This is a genomic window from Streptomyces sp. NPDC050535, from assembly GCF_044457665.1.
GTDB lineage: Bacteria > Actinomycetota > Actinomycetes > Streptomycetales > Streptomycetaceae > Streptomyces.
On sequence record NZ_JBITHE010000001.1, the window covers coordinates 252,419 to 270,914 of the forward strand.

The following is an 18,496-nucleotide window of genomic DNA, read 5'->3' on the forward strand; positions in this document are numbered from 1 at the left end:
CCGCCGCGGCGGAGGCCCTCACACGCGCTCAGGAAGACGGTTACGCGGGGACCGAAGCCACCCCGGCCGCCAGGAACCGCTTCCCGTTCACCCGCTCGGAGACACCCTCACGGTCCAGGTAGGGAGTGATCCCGCCCAGGTGGAAGGGCCAGCCGGCACCGGTGATCAGGCAGAGGTCGATGTCCTGCGCCTCGGCGACGACACCCTCGTCGAGCATGAGCCCGATCTCCTGGGCGACGGCGTCGAGGACCCGGTCGCGGGTCTGCTCCTCGGTCAGGACGACGTCGCCCTGCTTCAGGAGCGCGGCGACCTCGGGGTCCAGCTCCGGCTTCCCGCTGTCGTACACGTAGAAGCCGCGCTTGCCCGCCTTGACGACGGCCGCGAGGTTCGGGGAGACCGTGAAGCGGTCGGGGAAGGCCCGGTTGAGGGTCTCCGAGACGTGCAGACCGATCGCGGGGCCGACCAGCTCCAGGAGCACCAGCGGCGACATCGGCAGGCCCAGCGGCTCGACCGCCTTCTCGGCGACCTCGACCGGCGTGCCCTCGTCGATTACGTTCTGGATCTCGCCCATGAAGCGGGTGAGGATGCGGTTGACGACGAACGCCGGGGCGTCCTTCACCAGGACCGCCGTCTTCTTCAGCTTCTTGGCGACACCGAAGGCCGTGGCCAGGGCCGCGTCGTCGGTCTGCTCGCCACGGACGATCTCGAGCAGCGGGAGGATCGCGACAGGGTTGAAGAAGTGGAAGCCGACGACCCGCTCGGGGTTCTTCAGCTTCGACGCCATCTCCGTCACCGACAGCGAGGAGGTGTTGGTGGCGAGGATCGCGTGCGCCGGAGCGACCGCCTCGACCTCCGCGAACACCTGCTGCTTGACGCCGATCTCCTCGAAGACGGCCTCGATGATGAAGTCGGCGTCGGAGAAGCCCTCGGCCTTGTCGAGCACGCCGGTGACCAGGGCCTTGAGACGGTTGGCCCTGTCCTGGTTGACGCGCCCCTTGAGCAGCAGCTTGTCGATCTCGGCGTGGACGTAGCCCACACCCTTGTCGACGCGCTCCTGGTCGATGTCGGTCAGCACGACCGGCACCTCCAGGCGGCGCAGGAAGAGCAGGGCGAGCTGCGAGGCCATCAGGCCCGCGCCGACGACGCCCACCTTGGTGACCGGACGCGCGAGGGACTTGTCCGGGGCACCCGCCGGACGCTTGCCGCGCTTCTGGATCAGGTTGAAGGCGTAGATACCGGAGCGCACCTCGCCGCCCATGATCAGGTCGGCGAGCGCCAGGTCCTCGGCGTCGTACCCCTTCTGGAGGTCGCCGTCCTTCGCCCCGGCGATGATCTCCAGCGCGCGGTAGGCGGCCGGGGCGGCCCCGTGCACCTTGCTGTCGGCGATGAACCGGCCGCGCGCGACGGCCTGGTCCCAGGCCTCGCCACGGTCGATCTCCGGACGCTCGACGACGATCTCGCCCTTGAGGACGGCGGCCGTCCACACCAGCGACTGCTCCAGGAAGTCCGCGCCCTCGAAGAGCGCGTCGGCGATCCCGAGGTCGTAGACCTGGCCGCCCTTGAGCTGCTTGTTCTGGTTGAGCGAGTTCTCGATGATCACCGAGACGGCCTTGTCGGCGCCGATCAGGTTCGGCAGGATCGTGCAGCCGCCCCAGCCGGGGACCAGACCGAGGAAGACCTCGGGCAGCGAGAAGGCGGGCAGGGACGCGGAGACGGTCCGGTACGCGCAGTGCAGACCGACCTCGACGCCACCGCCCATCGCCGCGCCGTTGTAGTACGCGAAGGTCGGGACCGCCAGGGCCGCGAGCCGCTTGAAGACCTCGTGGCCTCCCTTGCCGATGGCGAGCGCGTCCTCGTGGTTCTTCAGGAGCTCGACGCCCTTGAGGTCCGCGCCGACCGCGAAGATGAACGGCTTGCCGGTGACACCGACACCGACGATCTCGCCGGCCGCTGCCTCCGCCTCCACCTGGTCGATGGCCGCGTCGAGCTTCGCCAGCGAGGCCGGGCCGAAGGTCGTCGGCCTGGTGTGGTCGAAGCCGTTGTCGAGGGTGACGAGCGCGAAGCGCCCGGCGCCGAGGGGCAGGTCGAGGTGGCGTACGTTCGCGGACGTCACGACCTCGTCGGGGAACAGCTCGGCCGCGCCCTTCAGGAGTTCAGCGGTGGTCACTTGTCGCCTCCGGCGTCCTTGTGGTGCGGGTTCTCCCAGATCACCGTGGCGCCCATGCCGAAGCCGACGCACATGGTGGTGAGGCCGTAGCGGACCTCGGGCTGCTCCTCGAACTGGCGGGCGAGCTGAGTCATCAGACGGACACCGGAGGAAGCGAGGGGGTGGCCGTAGGCGATGGCGCCGCCGTACTGGTTGACGCGCGCGTCGTCGTCGGCGATGCCGTAGTGGTCGAGGAAGGCCAGGACCTGGATCGCGAAGGCCTCGTTGATCTCGAAGAGGTTGATGTCCTCGATCGACAGGCCGGCCTTGGCGAGGGCCTTCTCGGTCGCCGGGATCGGGCCGTAGCCCATCACCTCGGGCTCGACGCCCACGAAGGCGTAGGAGACCAGGCGCATCTTCACGGGCAGGTCGTGCTCGCGCGCGAATTCCTCGGAAGCGATGATCGACGCGGTGGCGCCGTCGTTCAGACCGGCCGCGTTGCCTGCGGTGACCCGGCCGTGCACACGGAACGGCGTCTTCAGACCGGCCAGGTTCTCCAGCGTGGTCCCCGGGCGCATCGGCTCGTCGGCGGTGACCAGGCCCCAGCCCGTCTCGCCGACCTCCGCGTTGGTGTTGCGTACCGAGATCGGCACCAGGTCCTGCTGGATCTTGCCGTTGGCGTACGCCTTGGCGGCCTTCTCCTGCGAGCGCACGGCGTACTCGTCGGCGCGCAGCTTGGTGATGTGCGGGTAGCGGTCGTGCAGGTTCTCCGCGGTCATGCCCATGAACAGGGCGGACTCGTCGACCAGCTTCTCGCTGACGAAGCGCGGGTTCGGGTCCACGCCCTCGCCCATCGGGTGGCGGCCCATGTGCTCGACACCACCGGCGATGACGGCGTCGTACGCGCCGAACGCGATCGAACCGGCCGTCGTGGTGACGGCGGTCAGCGCGCCCGCGCACATGCGGTCGATGGAGTAGCCCGGAACCGACTGGGGGAGACCGGCGAGGATGCCGGCCGTGCGGCCGAGGGTCAGACCCTGGTCACCGATCTGGGTGGTCGCGGCGATGGCGACCTCGTCGATCTTCTTGGGATCGAGACCGGGATTGCGGCGCAGCAGCTCCCGGATGGCCTTCACGACGAGATCGTCGGCCCGGGTCTCGTGGTAGATGCCCTTCGGGCCCGCCTTGCCGAACGGGGTGCGGACGCCGTCGACGAAGACGACGTCCCTGACGGTACGAGGCACGATGGCTCTCCTCCAGATGCGGGATGGCACTGCTGCGCGACACACACGCCTGAGCGCGCGCTCACTTCTCATGCTACTTGCGGGTAACCATGCTGCCCAGTCCCGTGGGCGGGAGCGGCGAAGGTCACACCCGGGATCAGCCGCTGAAGGCCGCGGTCCGTACCGGCCGCTGCCCCGTTCCCTCTGCTGATCTTGGCCTGATCTCGCCGGTGTGGTGCCACCGCGGACGGCGGAGACGGTTCCGGCCGGCACGGCGGGTGCCGTTCGCGCGGCCTTGACCGTCCCCTCCACCGAAGCCGCCGAGGTCCTCGAAGCGCCGAAGCCGCGGAAGCCGCCGAGGTCCTCGAAGCCGTCAGGCCTTGGCCGGGGTGAGTGCCGAGACGAGCACCGGGGTGACCTGCTCGACCTGCCAGGGCCGTGCCCCGTACCCGGTGAGCGCCGCGGCCACGGACTCCGTGTCCGGCACGGTCGGCGGCTCCCAGCACACCCGCCGCACGGTGTCCGGGGTGATCAGGTTCTCCTGGGGCATGTTCAGCTCTTCGGCGAGCGCCGAGACCGCGGCACGCGCGGCGGAGAGCCGGGCCGCGGCGGCCGGGTCCTTGTCGGCCCAGGCACGCGGCGGCGGGGGACCGGTCACCGGCTGGCCCGGCTGCGGCAGCTCGGCGTCCGGCAGCGCCTTCGCGCGGTCGACGCAGGCCTGCCACTGATCCAGCTGACGGCGTCCCATGCGGTGCCCGAAGCCGTTCAGCGCGGACAGGGCGTGCACATTCGCCGGCAGGGCCAGCGCCGCCTCGACGATCGCCGCGTCGCCGAGCACCTTGCCCGGCGAGATGTCCCGGCGCTGCGCGATCCGGTCTCGGGCCTCCCACAGCTCCCGTACGACGGCCATCTGCCGACGCCGGCGCACCTTGTGCATCCCGGACGTGCGCCGCCAGGGGTCCTTGCGCGGCGGCGCGGGATCGGCCTGCGCGATCGCGTCGAACTCCTGCCGGGCCCACTCCAGCTTGCCCTGCCGGTCCAGCTCCTTCTCCAGCGCGTCGCGCAGGTCGACCAGGAGCTCGACGTCCAGCGCCGCGTACCGCAGCCACGGCTCGGGCAGCGGGCGTGTCGACCAGTCGACCGCCGAGTGCCCCTTCTCCAGTACGAAGCCGAGCACGCTCTCGACCATGGCGCCGAGGCCCACCCGGGGGAACCCGGCGAGCCGTCCGGCCAGCTCGGTGTCGAAGAGGCGGGAGGGGATCATGCCTATCTCGCGGAGACAGGGCAGGTCCTGGGTGGCGGCGTGCAGCACCCACTCCACGTCGGAGATCGCCTCGCCGAACCCGGAGAGGTCGGGACAGGCCACGGGGTCGATCAGTGCGGTGCCCGCGCCGTCGCGGCGCAGTTGCACCAGGTAGGCGCGCTGGCCGTACCGGTATCCGGACGCGCGTTCGGCGTCGACGGCGACGGGGCCCGAACCCGCGGCGAAGGCGGCGATCACCTCGGCGAGCGAGGCGTCGTCGGTGACGACGGGCGGAATTCCGTCGCGGGGCTCAAGCAAAGGGATCGGCGCCGGTTCGACGTCGTCCGGAGGGGCGCCTCCGGTGGTTCGCAGTGAGCTGTCTTCTGCGGTCTCTTGGGCGTCGGTCACCTGTCAAGGGTATCGGGATGTTCGAGCGGCTGACCTGCATCTTCCAGTCATTGGTCGGTTCACCTGCGAAAACACCGCTCAAGTGGATCTCGTGGCCGCCAGGTGCCTCCCGGCCGAATGCCGTACGCGCCGCGATCACGCTTCCGCGCCGCCCGTGATGACCTGATTACCGGCCTGGCCGGGAGCCCGCGAGCACCGCGGAGAGGCCGGTTCCGGATCCCGGTGGGCCTGTCGCCCTTTCACCGGGCTTTTGCCCCAAGGGAGTTGCCGCGCCCCGGGGACGCCTCTAGGTTCACGTGGGTTGTCCCAGGTCGGCCGCCGCCGATCCTCCTCCACGCCGGGGAAAGACCTTGAACCGTATGTTCCTGAACCGCCGCGTCACCGCTCTCGGCACCGCCGCGGTCGTCGTCGCCGCACTGGTGGTGGCCGCCCGGCCCTGGGCGGACGAGGCCGACAGCGCGAACGCGGATGCGAAGCACGGCTGCGCCTCGTCGGTTCCGTACGTGTCGGGCACCGGTGGTTATGCCACCTACCGCATACCCGCCCTCGTCCGGACCCGGGCAGGCACCCTGCTGGCCTTCGCCGAAGGACGGGTCGGCGGCAGGCACGACAGCGGCGACATCGACGTCGTGCTCAGACGGTCGCTCGACGGCGGCTGCACCTGGGGCCCGCTGCGGGTCGTCACGGCGGGCAAGGGCGATACCCGGGGGAACCCGGCGCCGGTCGTCGATCCCGGGACGGGACACGTCGTGCTGGTGACCTCGTACAACAGCGGCGACGTCACCGAGGCGCAGATCCTGCGCGGCGAGGCCACCGAGGAGCAGGGCAGGCGGGTGTTCGTGCAGCGGAGCCGGGACGACGGACTGTCCTTCTCGGCACCGACGGAGATCACCTCGGCGGTGAAGCGGCCCGGCTGGCGCTGGTACGCGACGGGGCCGGGCCACGCCATCGCCCTGACCCGCGGTGAGCACCCGGGCCGGCTGGTCGTCCCCGCCAACCACTCGGCCGCCCCGCCCGAGGGCTCCACGGACACCGGACAGGAACCGAGGTACTTCGGGGCCCACGCGATCTACAGCGACGACGGCGGCCGGTCCTGGCAGCTCGGTTTCGCGGACGACGCCTACGAGGGCGTGCACAACGCGAATGAGTCGACCGTCGCCCAACTGCCCGACGGGCGGCTGTACTTCAGCTCGCGTAATCAGAAGGGCACGAGCGTCGGAAACCGCCTCGACGCGTATTCCAGCGACGGCGGCAGCACGCTCGACCAGGACTACGACGAACAGCACTCACTCGACGACGTACCCCTGGTGCAGGGCACCCTGCTGCAACTCACCGGCGATCAGGGGGAGTTGCTGTTCTCGGCGCCTTCGGTGCCCACCGACCGCGCGGCGATGGCGATCTGGGGAAGTACGGACGGAGGCCGCGCCTTCCGGAAGGTGCTGACCCTCTCCGAGGCCAAGGCCGCCTATTCGGATCTGGTGCAGACCGACGCCCGGACGGTGGGGATCCTGTACGAGACGGGAGCCGAAACGGCTTACGAGGAGATCGAGTTCCGCCGGATCCCGCTGCGCGAGCTGTGGAAAGCGCCCGCCGACTGAGGTTCGGTCGACGGGCGCCGGAGTCGTGAACCAGCCAGCTCGGGAAGTCGCTGGTTCAGGGGTGAGCGGTGGGGGTCAGTGGATGATTCCCGTGCGCAGGGCCACCGCCACCATCCCGGCGCGGTCGCCCGTGCCGAGCTTGCGGGCGATACGGGCGAGGTGGCTCTTGACGGTCAGTGCGGACAGGCCCATCGAGACGCCGATGGCCTTGTTCGACTGGCCCTCCGCGACCAGCCGAAGCACCTCGACCTCTCGTCCGGAGAGCTCGCGGTAGCCACCCGGGTGGCTCGGGGAACCCGGGGGGCGGCGGTGCATACGGGCGGCGGCCGAACCGATCGGCGCGACGCCGGGCCGGGTGGGGAGCCCGACGTTGTTACGGGTGCCGGTGACGACGTAGCCCTTGACGCCGCCCGCGAGGGCGTTGCGCACGGCGCCGATGTCGTCGGCTGCGGAGAGGGCGAGGCCGTTGGGCCAGCCCGCGGCACGGGTCTCGGACAGCAGGGTGAGCCCGCTGCCGTCGGGAAGATGGACATCGGCCACGCAGATGTCGCGTGGACTGCCGATTCTGGGACGTGCCTCCGCGACGGACGACGCCTCGATGACGTCGCGCACTCCGAGCGCCCACAGGTGGCGGGTGACGGTCGAGCGGACCCGGGGGTCGGCCACGACCACCATGGCAGTCGGCTTGTTCGGGCGGTAGGCGACCAGGCTTGCGGGCTGCTCGAGGAGAACGGACACCAGGCCTCCTGGGGGGTGCGTGACGGTGCCGGCTCTGGGGATGAAGCCGGGACGAACCGTCTTTCAAGGTCACAGACGTCTTCGGCATCAAACCCGTCGGCCTTTAGAGAATGATCACGATTTGGTGAGTAACAATCCGTGCAATTCGGACACGCGATCGATCATCCGAAGATCGAACCGAGTCGCTCGGCGTCATTCCGCGTCAATACGCGGCCGAAAGTTGGCGTATCGACAAAGAAGCATCGTGAACTGTGCCTTGCGCGGACCGCTTGCTCAGCGGGACTGCGGCCCCCGGCGCTGCGGCAGGCTGACCACCGACGCCTCGCCCGGCGTCACCGGCGGCAGCCCGGCGACCTGGCACAGCAGATCGCACCAGGCGGCGAGATGCGTGGCCGAGTCCGGCACACCGCCCAGGCCCTCCCGCGGCGTCCACGAGGCCCGGATCTCGATCTGGGAGGCGGAAGGGCGCTCCGTGAGACCGCCGAAGTAGTGCGAACTGGCGCGCGTCACGGTGCCGCTCGGTTCGCCGTACGACAGACCGCGGGCCTGGAGCGCGCCGGTCAGCCACGACCAGCAGACCTCGGGAAGCAGCGGGTCGGCGGCCATCTCCGGCTCGAGCTCCGCGCGGACCAGGGTCACCAGACGGAAGGTGCCCTGCCAGGCGTCGTGCCCCGCCGGGTCGTGCAGCAGCACGAGACGGCCGTCGGCCAGATCCTCGTCGTTCGCGACGACCGCCGCTTCCAGCGCGTGCGCGTACGGGGCCAGGCGCTTGGGCGCGGGCGTCGGGTCGATCTCGATCTCCGGCCGCAGCCGCGCGCCCTTCAGCGCGTCGACGGCGGCCCGGAAGGGTGGCGGAGCCGTCGCCATCGCATCTCGGTTCCCCTCCTTCGCGTCATCCGTTCCGCCAGCGCCGTCCGACAGTCGTCCCTGAGCCGCAGCCATGCCGGGAAGATTAAGGGGAACAGAGCCTCCGCGCAGGGAGAGACACCCGTGCGTGGGGCCACTGTCCGGATCGTGCCGATTGATCGCGCCGGTGACCGCCCCGCGCGAACGCCGACGCCGAGGGCTCCGCGGGGCTCCCGGAGCCTGTCCGGCTCCGGGAGCCCGGGACTTGGCGGGCGCCGGGCCGTGCGAGACTTTCCGTCGTGAGTGCCAACGACCGCCCCGACGGGCAGCAGCCGCCAGCCACCTACGAATCCGCCTTCCTCAAGGCGTGCAGGCGTGAGCCCGTGCCGCACACGCCGGTGTGGTTCATGCGGCAGGCGGGCCGCTCGCTGCCGGAGTACCTCAAGGTGCGCGAGGGCATCGCCATGCTCGACTCCTGTACACGGCCCGAGCTGGTGGCCGAGATCACCCTCCAGCCGGTGCGCAGGCACAACGTGGACGCGGCGATCTACTTCAGCGACATCGTCGTACCGCTGAAGGCCATCGGTATCGACCTCGACATCAAGCCGGGCGTCGGTCCGGTCGTCGAGAACCCGATCCGCACCCGCGCCGACCTGGCCCAGCTCCGTGATCTGACCCCCGAGGACGTCTCGTACGTCACCGAGGCGATCGGCCTGCTCACCGCCGAACTCGGCCCCACCCCCCTCATCGGCTTCGCGGGTGCGCCTTTCACCCTCGCGAGCTACCTCGTGGAGGGCGGCCCGTCCAAGAACCACGAGCACACCAAGGCGCTCATGTACGGCGACCCGCAGCTGTGGGCCGACCTGCTCGACCGTCTCGCCGAGATCACCTCCGCCTTCCTGAAGGTGCAGATCGAGGCGGGCGCCAGTGCCGTCCAGCTCTTCGACTCCTGGGTCGGCGCGCTGGCACCGGCCGACTACCGGCGCTCGGTGATGCCGGCGTCCACGAAGGTCTTCGAGTCGGTGGCGTCGTACGGCGTTCCGCGCATCCACTTCGGCGTCGGCACCGGTGAGCTGCTCGGGCTCATGGGCGAGGCGGGCGCGGACGTGGTCGGTGTCGACTGGCGTGTCCCGCTCGACGTGGCCGCCACGCGTGTCGGCCCGGGCAAGGCTCTGCAGGGCAACCTCGACCCCGCCGTCCTGTTCTCCACGACCGAGGCCGTGGAGACCAAGACCCGCGAGGTGCTCGACGCGGCCGCCGGTCTCGAGGGCCACATCTTCAACCTCGGCCACGGCGTCCTGCCGGCCACCGACCCGGACGCGCTGACCCGGCTCGTGGACTACGTGCACAACCACACCGCGCGCTGAGGCCTGGGCGTCAGGTGTGCCGCGCCTGCCTGCCCCACAGCAGGCGGCGCGGTTCCGGCGGTGGCGGGGTGCCCGCGCGCAGCGGCCAGGCCAGCAGCATTCCGGCTAGGAAGCCGACGACATGGGCCGCGTACGCCACCGTCCCGGCGTCGGCGACACCCTCGCCGGACGAGTACACCGCCTGGAGGACGAACCAGAAGCCCAGCACCATCCAGGCGGGCAGCCGCAGCGGCAGGAAGACCAGGAACGGCACGAGGACCCACACCCTGGCCTTCGGATAGAGCACCAGGTACGCGCCCAGCACCCCGGCGATCGCTCCGGAGGCGCCGATCAGCGGGTCGCCCGAGTCGTTGTTCAGGTACGCGAAGCCGTAGGACGCCGCGTAGCCGCAGATCACGTAGAACAGCGTGAACCGCACGTGTCCCAGCCGGTCCTCGATGTTGTTTCCGAAGATCAGCAGGAACAGCATGTTGCCCAGCAGGTGCAGCCAGCTGCCGTGCAGGAACATCGCCGTCAGCACCGACAGCGCCGGCGACTTGTCGTAGTCCGGCGCGGCCACCACACAGCCCGTTCCCTGCGGGCCGACGCCGACTTCTCCCGTGGGCACAAGACCCGGCATCCGGTGGTGGATCAACTCCTGCGGCACCGCGGCGTAGTGATCCAGGAACGCCTGGAGGTGGCAGAGCCGCGCCACCCCGCTCTCGCCCGCCACGGAGTCGGCGACGCCGGGCGTGCCGAGGAAGACGAGCACATTGACGGCGATCAGCGCGTACGTCACATAGGGCGTGTGCCGTGCCGGATTCACGTCATGGACGGGGATGACCACAAGGAAGTACTGCCCGCGATGGGGCGGCGGAATCCGCGCGTCGGCCTGCGGCACGTGAGCGTGACCCGCCCGCCGCCGTCGGCTCGCACCGGGCGCTCGCCGCACCCGTCACGCCCCTCGCGCGCGCCACACGCCCGGGCCGGGCTCCCCGTACGCCCCACGTGCGTCCCGAGTCGCTGAACGTCTCCGCGCCCCCGTGCGTATGTCTCCTCAACCGCCCGAGCCGCGACGAAGACGTGGCGCGAGGAAGACGTGAGGACACAGGCGATGAACGACCGAGTTAATCCTCCGATCCATGCCCTCCCCGATGGCGAGGCGGAGATCGCCCTGGTGCTGCACCTGCCCTGGGAAGATGTCGCCGCGCTCGGCCAGGAGGCTGGCCGGCTGGCGGCGCGGATGCAGCGGCCGGTGACCCTCGACGAGGCCGTCAGCCACCGGCTGCGCTCCACTCGTCCCGCCGCGCACGCGAAGCCCCCGGCGGCGCAGCCCGCGGCCGTCGCCCCCTCGGCCTCCGTCTCCTCGCTGCCCGCGCGGCCGCCCGCCGAGCAGGCCCGGCAGGCCATAGACCGCATCACCGGGTCGAACGCGACCGGCCACGAGACGGCGTAGCACGAGCCGCCAGGGTCGGAGGCGCGCCACCCGGGTCAGGGCCGCCGGTCACGCGCCACGCGCGCGTACCGCCATGACCGCCTTGCGCGCCGCCACCAGGATGGGGTCCCACACCGGTGAGAACGGCGGCGCGTAGCCCAGGTCCAGGGTTGTCATCTGCTCCACGGTCATACCCGCGGTCAGCGCCACGGCGGCGATGTCGACGCGTTTCGCGGCGCCCTCCCGGCCGACGATCTGCACGCCGAGCAGCCGTCCGGTGCGGCGCTCGGCGAGCATCTTCACGGTCATGAGGTCCGCGCCGGGGTAGTAGCCGGCGCGGTTGGTCGACTCGATGGTGACTGCCTCGAACTGGAGGCCGGCCCGGCGCGCGTCCTTCTCGCGCAGTCCGGTGCGGGCGATCTCCAGGTCGCACACCTTGCTCACCGCGGTGCCGACGACGCCGGGGAAGGTGCCGTAACCGCCGCCCACGTTGGCGCCGATGACCTGCCCGTGCTTGTTGGCGTGGGTACCCAGCGGGATGTGCCGTTCGCTGCCCGACACCAGGTCGAGCACCTCGACGCAGTCGCCGCCCGCCCAGATGTTCTCGTGCCCGCGCACCCGCATCGCGAGGTCGGTGAGCAGCCCGCCGTGATCGCCCACGGGCAGCCCGGCGGCCCTCGCGAGGGTCGTCTCGGGGCGCACGCCGATGCCGAGTACGACCACGTCCGCCGGGTACTCCGCGTCCTCGGTGACGACCGCGCGCACCCGACCGTCCTCGCCGGTGAGCAGCTTGGTGACCTCGGCGTCGTTCACCATGGTGATGTCCAGGCCCTCCATGGCCGTGTGTACCAGGCGGCCCATGTCGGGGTCGAGCGTCGACATCGGCTCCTTGCCGCGGTTGACGACCGTCACCTCGTACCCGCGGTTGATGAGCGCCTCGGCCATCTCCACGCCGATGTAGCCCGCGCCGACGACCACCGCGCGGCGGCCCTCCGTCGCGGCCAGCGTGTCCAGGAGGGCCTGCCCGTCGTCCAGGGTCTGCACGCCGTGCACGCCCGGCGCGTCGGCGCCCGGCAGGTCGGGGCGGATCGGGCGCGCGCCGGTCGCGATCACGAGTTTGTCGTACGAGGTCCACAGCTCGGCCCCGGAATCGAGGTCCCGGGAGCGGACCCGGGTGCCCGCGACGTCGATCTCCGTGACCTCCGTACGCATCCGCAGGTCGATGTCGCGCTCCCGGTGCTCCTCGGGTGTCCGCGCGATCAGCTCGTCCCGCTCGGCGACGTCGCCGCCCACCCAGTACGGGATGCCGCACGCCGAGTACGAGGTGAAGTGCCCCCGTTCGAACGCCACGATCTCCAGTTCGTCCGGCCCCCGCAGCCGGCGCGCCTGTGACGCGGCGGACATGCCCGCCGCGTCACCGCCGATCACGACCAGTCGTTCCTTCGCCCCGCCGGGGGTACCGCTCGTCCCGTTCATGCTCATACGAACACGCTACGGGGGCGGCGCATTTCAGTCCTGCTCGCGTCCCTCCTCCCGCTCCCGCACGGGCGGTGCGACCGGCAGTGTGCCGGCCGGGGAAGCCGCGGCCGGGGCCGGCCGGCGAGGCGTGCGGGTGCGCAGGAGACGCGCCCACAGCACCCACAGCGCCAGGAGCAGCGCCGCGCCCGCCGCGAACGGGAGGATCGCGCCGAACGCCACGGCGATCCAGCGCAGCATCGTGACGAACGCGTCCCAGCCGCCCGCGAGCGCGTCCGTGAAGCCCGGATCGTCGTCCTTCTTCTCCGCCTGCTTCACCGGGGTCTGGGACAGGGTCAGGGTGATGGTGGCCAGGCTGGTGCGGTCCTCCAGGGAGGCCTGCTGCGCGAGCAGGGACTCGAGGTCGGCCTGACGGGAGCTCAACTCGCCCTCCAGGGTGACCACATCACCGAGCTTGGTGGCCTGGTCCATCAGCTCACGGATCCGGGCGACGCTGGCGCGCTGCGTCTTGATGCGGCTCTCCACGTCGACGACCTGCTCCGTGACGTCCTGTGCCTTGGCCGTACGTTCGAGGAGCTTGCCGGTGCCCTCCATGCCGGCGAGCACCGCGTCGTACTGGGCGGTCGGCACGCGCAGGACCACCCGCGTGTGCTCGTGGCCCTTCTCGTCCCGGGTGGTGGTCTCGTCGCCGACGAAGCCGCCCGCGTTCGCGGTGATGGTGCGGGCCTCGTCGAGGGCGTCGGGGACGTCCTTGACCTGCACGGTCAGCGAGGCGGTGCGGATGATCCGGTTCGCGGAGAGGTCCGGGGCCTTCGTCGCGAACTCGCTGCCGCTCCTGCCGCTGTCCCCGGCGCCCGCGGCGTCCTGGGCTTCCGGAGCGGCGGCCTTGTTGTCCGCGTTCGAGCCGCTGGAGGAGGTGTCGTTGGCACCGCCGCTGCAACCCGCCAGCGCGAGGGTGGCGGCGAGCAGGATCCCGGCCAGGGCCGGTACGGATCGTGTGGAGCTTCGTGTGCGCATGTGGGCATCCCCCCGAGGGTCGCGACGGCTTACGCTCCTTCGACGCCCGGCGGGGCCCCGACGTTGGACGGATCCGGTCCCGATGCGGTCACGGTCAGGACTCGCGGAGGACACCGGGGGACCGGCGGGAGCGTCAGTGGGGTCTGCGAAAGTGGAGGGATGCGCGAACAGGACACTCGTACGGGTAAGCGACACGTCGTGGTCATCGGGGGCGGGATCGCGGGTCTGGCCGCCGCCCACCGGTTGCTGGACCGGGGCGCGCGCGTGACCGTCCTGGAGGCGTCGGACCGTCTCGGCGGCAAGCTGCTGCCCGGTGAGATCGCCGGCGCGCGCGTCGACCTGGGCGCCGAGTCGATGCTCGCGCGCCGCCCCGAGGCGGTCGCCCTGGCCCGCGAGGCGGGGCTCGCCGACCGCCTCCAGCCGCCCGCCACCGCGTCGGCCTCGCTCTGGACCCGGGGCACCCTGCGCCCCATGCCCAAGGGGCACGTCATGGGTGTGCCCGGCACCGCGGCCGCGCTCTCCGGCGTCCTCTCCGACGAGGGCCTGCGCCGTATCGAGCGGGACGCCGAACTGCCCCGCACGGAGGTCGGCGACGACGTGGCGGTGGGGGAATTCGTGGCCGCCCGCCTCGGCCGGGAAGTGGTCGACCGCCTGGTCGAGCCGCTCCTCGGCGGGGTCTACGCGGGCGACGCCTACCGCATCTCGCTGCGTTCCGCCGTCCCCCAGCTCTTCGAGGCCGCCCGCACCCACGACTCCCTGACGGAGGCGGTCCGCGAGATCCAGGCCAGGGCCGCCGTCCACCAGCAGACCGGCCCGGTCTTCATGGGCATCGAGGGCGGCGTCGGCCAACTGCCGCTCGCGGTGGCGGAGTCGGTCCGCGCGCGGGGCGGCGAGATCGTCACGCGGGCACCGGTGACGGAGCTGCGCCGGGTCGACGGCGAGGCAGCCGCGGGTGCCCCGCAAGCGGGTGCGGAAGAAGGCGCCGCGGCCGCGCGGTGGCGGGTCGTCGCCGGAGGCCAGGCCCTCCGGGCCGACGCCGTGGTCCTCGCACTGCCGGCCTCCGCCGCCGCCGCCCTGCTGCGCGCCGAGGCGCCCGCCGCCGCGGCCGAACTGGCCACCGTGGAGTACGCGTCCATGGCGCTGGTCACCCTCGCCTACCGGCGCGACGGGATCACCCTCCCCGAAGGGAGCGGTTTCCTCGTGCCGCCCGTCGACGGGCACACCATCAAGGCCGCCACCTTCGCCTCGCGCAAGTGGGGCTGGCTCGCCGACGAGAACCCCGGCCTGCTCGTCCTGCGGACCTCCGTGGGGCGTCACGGCGAGACCGAGGTGCTCGGCAGGGAGGACGCCGGCCTGGTCGAGGTGTCCCGGCACGACCTGCGCGAGGCCACCGGCCTGGACGCCGTCCCCGTCGAGACCCGTGTGACGCGCTGGCACGAGGGGCTGCCGCAGTACCCCGTCGGGCACCACGCGCGGGTGGCCCGCGTCCGCGAACACGTCGGCGGACTGCCGGGGCTCGCGGTCTGCGGCGCGGCCTACGACGGGGTCGGTATCCCCGCGTGCGTCGCGAGCGCGTACGCGGCGGTTGACCATCTCGGCGGCGACCGCGGCGGACTGGACGCGCTCAGCACCAACCCGGTGCAGAGCCTGCACGGCGGCGCGGGAGAATAGCCCCATGAGTGACGACGCCCCCGCCAAGATTCCGAACGCCGGCAAGAAGGCCAAGGACCTCAACGAGGTCATCCGCTACACCCTCTGGTCCGTCTTCAAGCTGAAGGACGCGCTGCCCGAGAACCGGGCCGGTTACGCCGACGAGGTCCAGGAGCTCTTCGACCAGCTCGCCGCGAAGGATGTCACCGTCCGCGGCACGTACGACGTGTCGGGGCTGCGCGCCGACGCCGACCTCATGATCTGGTGGCACGCCGAGACCGCGGACCAGCTCCAGGAGGCGTACAACCTCTTCCGCCGCACGAAGCTGGGCCGCGCCCTGGAGCCGGTCTGGTCGAACATGGCGCTGCACCGCCCCGCCGAGTTCAACCGCTCGCACATCCCGGCGTTCCTCGCCGACGAGACGCCGCGCGACTACATCAGCGTCTACCCGTTCGTGCGCTCCTACGACTGGTACCTGCTGCCCGACGAGGACCGCCGCCGCATGCTCGCCGACCACGGCAAGATGGCTCGCGGCTACCCGGACGTGCGCGCCAACACCGTCGCCTCGTTCTCCCTCGGCGACTACGAGTGGATCCTCGCCTTCGAGGCCGACGAGCTCTACCGCATCGTCGACCTCATGCGCCTGCTGCGTGCCTCCGAGGCCCGGATGTACGTCCGCGAGGAGGTCCCGTTCTACACGGGCCGCCGCAAGGATCTCTCCGAGCTGGTCGCCGGCCTCGCCTGAGCGGACCGGTGGCGCCGGGCGGACTCAGGAGGCCTTCTTCACGTCTTCCTTCACGTCTTCCTTCACGTCCTTCTTCCGGTCCTTCCCGCCCTTCGAGCGACTGCCCGGCGCCACCGGCTTCGGCTCCGCGTGCGGCGCGCACTCCGCGTGCCGCACCGGGAGCCTGCCCTCCAGGAGGTAGGCGTCCAGGTAGCCGTTGACGCACTTGTTGGGCCCGCCCCCGATGCCGTGCGTTCCGGCGTCCTCCTCGGTCACCAGCACTGAACCGGACAGCCGCCGGTGCAGCGCCACCGCACCCTCGTACGGCGTCGCCGCGTCCCGCTCGGCCGCCAGGATCAGGGTCGGCGGCAGCGCGCCGGGCAGCGTCCACACGTCCAGCGGCCGCTGCCGCGGCACGGGCCAGTAGGCGCACGGCAGGTTCATCCACACGTTGTCCCACGTCTCGAACGGCGCCTTGCGGGCCAGCCGCGTGTTGTCGCGGTCCCAGGTGCGCCAGTCCGTCGGCCAGGACGCGTCGTTGCACTCGACCGCCGTGTAGACCGCGTTGCCGTTCTCCTGCTCGGCCGCCGCCTCCGGATACGGCCCCGCCTGCTCGATCAGCGGCTTCGGATCGCCCTTCAGGTATGCCGACAGGGCCTGGGCGCGGTGCGGCCAGTAGTCGTCGTAGTACCCGGCCTGGAGGAACGCGCCCTGCAACTGCCCGGGCCCCACCTTGCCGCCCGCGGGCGAGTGGGCGAGCCGCGCCCGCGCCCGCTCGTAGCTGTGCAGCACCTCGTCGGGCGTGGCACCGAGCCCGTACACGTCGTCGTGCCGGGCGATCCAGGCGCGGAAGTCCGCCCAGCGGATCTCGAACGCGGCGGACTGGTCGAGGTTGTTCCGGTACCAGATCTGTTCGGGGTCGGGGTTCACCGCCGAGTCGAAGACCATCCGCCGTACGTGGGAGGGGAAGAGCGTCGCGTACAGAGCACCGAAGTACGTGCCGTACGAGGCGCCCATGAAGGTCAGCCGCCGCTCGCCGAGCGCGGCCCGCAGCACGTCGAGGTCGCGCGCGTTGTTGAGCGAGGTGTAGTGCTGGACGGCCTTGCCGGAACGCCTGAGGCAGCCGCGCGCGTACGCCTTCGCCTCCGCGATGCGCTCCTGCTTGTACGACTCCGAGGGGAAGGTCGGTGACTGCGTCGGCCCCTTCCCCAGCTGCTTCGGGTCCTCGCATGAGAGGGGGGCGGAGCGGCCCACTCCGCGCGGGGCGTAGCCGACGAGGTCGTACGCCGCCGAGAAGCGCTTCCACTCGGGCAGGAACCCGATCAGCGGGAAGTACATGCTGGAGGCGCCCGGGCCGCCGGGGTTGTAGACCAGGGCGCCCTGGCGCGGGACCTTCCGCTTCGAGTTCTTGGCGTCCTTGCCGGTGGCCTTCACCCGGCTGACGGTCAGCTTGATCTGCTTGCCGTCGGGATCCGCGTAGTCGAGGGGCACCGTGACCGTGCCGCAGCGGACGTTGTCCGGGAGATCCTCCACCTTGGCGCAGGTGCCGAAGCGGACACCGGCGGCCTCGGCACGCTGGGCGGCGACGGCGGTGCCGCGCGTGTCGGCGCCTGGCCCGAGAGGCTCGCCGGGCCACTGGGGATCGCCCCCCGCGGGGACGGTGACGAGGGCGGACAGGAGCAAGGATCCCGCTGTTCCGTAGAGGACGGCAGCTCTCATCGCGTATCCCTTCAGCGCACGGCAGCGACAGAGGGGATGTTTCGTCCGGCGGTGGGTGAAGTAAAGGACCGGGCCGCAGTGTCGGCTCCAATGACCCCGATGCGCCCCCCGGCGCGCCGGTCAGCCCCTCCGGCCCACGCTTCGGTCGCGGTGGGTGAAGGCCGCCCGCAGGTCCGGCTCGCCGATCGCGCGGATGCCGCGTACGGCGACGGAGGTGAGGTACGTACGGTCGTCGCCCGTGCCGTCGGGGTGCCGGGCCAGCGTGCCGAGCAGCCGCTGGCCGGCCGGGGACGCCCAGCGCGAGTACGGGTGCACCTCGATACGGGTGATCGCGAGGCAGCTCAAGGTGAGGATGAGCGGCAGCGAGAACCAGACGGCGACCGGCACCTCGTACCGGGCTTCCGGAGCCTGCGCGGGCATCAGCAGGGCCACCGCGCCCAGGACGAGGACGGCCGCGGCGGCGGTCTGGACCTGGCGGACGGCGCCCGCGATGGTGCCGCGTTCGCCGTCGGGCACCGCGAGGCCCGCGGCGACGAGACGGTCGGCGAGGCGGTGCACGGAGTCCGCGGTGGCCGCGGTCGCCCGCACGGGCGCTATCCGGGACTGCCCCTCCGGGCCGATCGCCCCGATCACCGAGCGCTCCATCTCGTCGTGCCCGCGGGGGTCCACGACTGTCGCCCAGCCCGTGTGCGCGAGCAGCAGACGGCGTTGGCGGGCCATCGACACCAGGGTCAGTTCGGCGACCCGGGCCGGGCCGCCCGACAGGAACGCCGCCTCGTACAGCGTGAGGCTGTGGTCGCGGGCCGCCGTAGCGTCGACGGCCGCAGCGCGGACGGCCGCCAGGCACAGCCGTACGCAGGCGGTGCCGGCCACGGCCCAGGCCGACAGCAGGAGAAGTACCCAGAACATGGCGTTTTTCTATGCGAT

Annotated in this window: 15 protein-coding genes; 5 read left to right on the plus strand and 10 right to left on the minus strand. The window is 71.6% G+C overall.

Going from position 1 to position 18,496, the window contains the following annotated elements; genetic code table 11:
• Positions 1 to 40: 40 nt before the first annotated feature.
• From ACIBLC_RS01020 to ACIBLC_RS01030, 3 genes are all read right to left on the minus strand, one after another.
• Positions 41 to 2,167 (minus strand): 3-hydroxyacyl-CoA dehydrogenase NAD-binding domain-containing protein, encoded by a 2,127-nt coding sequence (locus ACIBLC_RS01020; RefSeq protein WP_399208461.1) that lies wholly within the window; start codon positions 2,165 to 2,167, stop codon positions 41 to 43.
• Positions 2,164 to 3,390: a thiolase family protein gene (locus ACIBLC_RS01025; RefSeq protein WP_399208463.1), complete on the minus strand. Its 1,227-nt coding sequence runs from the start codon at positions 3,388 to 3,390 to the stop codon at positions 2,164 to 2,166. The genes ACIBLC_RS01020 and ACIBLC_RS01025 overlap by 4 nt, the downstream gene beginning before the upstream one ends.
• 352 nt (positions 3,391 to 3,742) lie before the next feature.
• A complete protein-coding gene (locus ACIBLC_RS01030; RefSeq protein ID WP_399208464.1) occupies positions 3,743 to 5,020 on the minus strand; it encodes an HRDC domain-containing protein in 1,278 nt (425 codons plus the stop codon).
• Between the two features lie 359 nt (positions 5,021 to 5,379).
• On the opposite strand from ACIBLC_RS01030, the gene ACIBLC_RS01035 reads away from it, so the two are divergent.
• A complete protein-coding gene (locus ACIBLC_RS01035) occupies positions 5,380 to 6,618 on the plus strand; it encodes an exo-alpha-sialidase (RefSeq protein WP_399209240.1) in 1,239 nt (412 codons plus the stop codon).
• A gap of 75 nt (positions 6,619 to 6,693) precedes the next feature.
• On the opposite strand, the gene ACIBLC_RS01040 is transcribed toward ACIBLC_RS01035, so the two are convergent.
• Both ACIBLC_RS01040 and ACIBLC_RS01045 read right to left on the minus strand, forming a co-directional pair.
• Positions 6,694 to 7,356 carry a LuxR C-terminal-related transcriptional regulator gene (locus ACIBLC_RS01040; protein WP_385735459.1) on the minus strand — a complete coding sequence of 221 codons (663 nt, stop codon included), beginning with the start codon at positions 7,354 to 7,356 and terminating at the stop codon, positions 6,694 to 6,696.
• A gap of 273 nt (positions 7,357 to 7,629) precedes the next feature.
• On the minus strand, positions 7,630 to 8,298 hold the full coding sequence (locus ACIBLC_RS01045) for a DUF3000 domain-containing protein (protein ID WP_399208465.1): 669 nt from the start codon (positions 8,296 to 8,298) through the stop codon (positions 7,630 to 7,632).
• Positions 8,299 to 8,501: 203 nt separating this feature from the next.
• On the opposite strand from ACIBLC_RS01045, the gene hemE reads away from it, so the two are divergent.
• On the plus strand, positions 8,502 to 9,569 hold the full coding sequence (gene hemE, locus ACIBLC_RS01050) for a uroporphyrinogen decarboxylase (RefSeq protein ID WP_399208466.1): 1,068 nt from the start codon (positions 8,502 to 8,504) through the stop codon (positions 9,567 to 9,569).
• Between the two features lie 10 nt (positions 9,570 to 9,579).
• Here the strand turns inward: hemE and ACIBLC_RS01055 are convergent, their stop codons facing one another.
• A complete protein-coding gene (locus ACIBLC_RS01055; protein ID WP_399209241.1) occupies positions 9,580 to 10,395 on the minus strand; it encodes a rhomboid family intramembrane serine protease in 816 nt (271 codons plus the stop codon).
• A 267-nt stretch (positions 10,396 to 10,662) separates the two neighbouring features.
• On the opposite strand from ACIBLC_RS01055, the gene ACIBLC_RS01060 reads away from it, so the two are divergent.
• On the plus strand, positions 10,663 to 11,004 hold the full coding sequence (locus ACIBLC_RS01060; RefSeq protein ID WP_399208467.1) for a hypothetical protein: 342 nt from the start codon (positions 10,663 to 10,665) through the stop codon (positions 11,002 to 11,004).
• 48 nt (positions 11,005 to 11,052) lie between these two features.
• Here the strand turns inward: ACIBLC_RS01060 and ACIBLC_RS01065 are convergent, their stop codons facing one another.
• Both ACIBLC_RS01065 and ACIBLC_RS01070 read right to left on the minus strand, forming a co-directional pair.
• Positions 11,053 to 12,465: an FAD-dependent oxidoreductase gene (locus ACIBLC_RS01065; protein ID WP_399208469.1), complete on the minus strand. Its 1,413-nt coding sequence runs from the start codon at positions 12,463 to 12,465 to the stop codon at positions 11,053 to 11,055.
• A gap of 27 nt (positions 12,466 to 12,492) precedes the next feature.
• Positions 12,493 to 13,476 carry a DUF4349 domain-containing protein gene (locus tag ACIBLC_RS01070; RefSeq protein WP_399208472.1) on the minus strand — a complete coding sequence of 328 codons (984 nt, stop codon included), beginning with the start codon at positions 13,474 to 13,476 and terminating at the stop codon, positions 12,493 to 12,495.
• 159 nt (positions 13,477 to 13,635) lie between these two features.
• Between ACIBLC_RS01070 and hemG the strand changes: the two genes are divergently transcribed.
• Entirely contained in the window at positions 13,636 to 15,147 is a 1,512-nt protein-coding gene (gene hemG / locus ACIBLC_RS01075) for a protoporphyrinogen oxidase (RefSeq protein WP_399208473.1), read from the plus strand.
• Positions 15,148 to 15,151: 4 nt separating this feature from the next.
• Positions 15,152 to 15,871, plus strand: a complete 720-nt coding sequence (hemQ, locus tag ACIBLC_RS01080; protein ID WP_399208474.1) for a hydrogen peroxide-dependent heme synthase — start codon at positions 15,152 to 15,154, stop codon at positions 15,869 to 15,871.
• A gap of 24 nt (positions 15,872 to 15,895) precedes the next feature.
• Here hemQ and ACIBLC_RS01085 read toward each other — a convergent pair whose 3' ends face one another.
• Positions 15,896 to 17,569 carry an alpha/beta hydrolase gene (locus ACIBLC_RS01085; protein WP_399208477.1) on the minus strand — a complete coding sequence of 558 codons (1,674 nt, stop codon included), beginning with the start codon at positions 17,567 to 17,569 and terminating at the stop codon, positions 15,896 to 15,898.
• A gap of 120 nt (positions 17,570 to 17,689) precedes the next feature.
• Positions 17,690 to 18,478, minus strand: coding sequence for a TIGR04222 domain-containing membrane protein (locus ACIBLC_RS01090; protein WP_399208478.1), 789 nt, complete (start codon positions 18,476 to 18,478; stop codon positions 17,690 to 17,692).
• Positions 18,479 to 18,496: the final 18 nt, after the last annotated feature.

What these genes read in the sequence shown, in the direction of transcription:
- hemG (WP_399208473.1), top strand. Translation starts at nt 13,636, where the DNA reads ATGCGCGAACAGGACACTCGTACGGGTAAGCGACACGTCGTGGTCATC.
- ACIBLC_RS01085 (WP_399208477.1), bottom strand. Translation starts at nt 17,569, where the DNA reads ATGAGAGCTGCCGTCCTCTACGGAACAGCGGGATCCTTGCTCCTGTCC.
- ACIBLC_RS01070 (WP_399208472.1), bottom strand. Translation starts at nt 13,476, where the DNA reads ATGCGCACACGAAGCTCCACACGATCCGTACCGGCCCTGGCCGGGATC.
- ACIBLC_RS01035 (WP_399209240.1), top strand. Translation starts at nt 5,380, where the DNA reads ATGTTCCTGAACCGCCGCGTCACCGCTCTCGGCACCGCCGCGGTCGTC.
- ACIBLC_RS01060 (WP_399208467.1), top strand. Translation starts at nt 10,663, where the DNA reads ATGAACGACCGAGTTAATCCTCCGATCCATGCCCTCCCCGATGGCGAG.
- ACIBLC_RS01065 (WP_399208469.1), bottom strand. Translation starts at nt 12,465, where the DNA reads ATGAGCATGAACGGGACGAGCGGTACCCCCGGCGGGGCGAAGGAACGA.
- hemQ (WP_399208474.1), top strand. Translation starts at nt 15,152, where the DNA reads ATGAGTGACGACGCCCCCGCCAAGATTCCGAACGCCGGCAAGAAGGCC.
- ACIBLC_RS01090 (WP_399208478.1), bottom strand. Translation starts at nt 18,478, where the DNA reads ATGTTCTGGGTACTTCTCCTGCTGTCGGCCTGGGCCGTGGCCGGCACC.
- ACIBLC_RS01045 (WP_399208465.1), bottom strand. Translation starts at nt 8,298, where the DNA reads ATGGCTGCGGCTCAGGGACGACTGTCGGACGGCGCTGGCGGAACGGAT.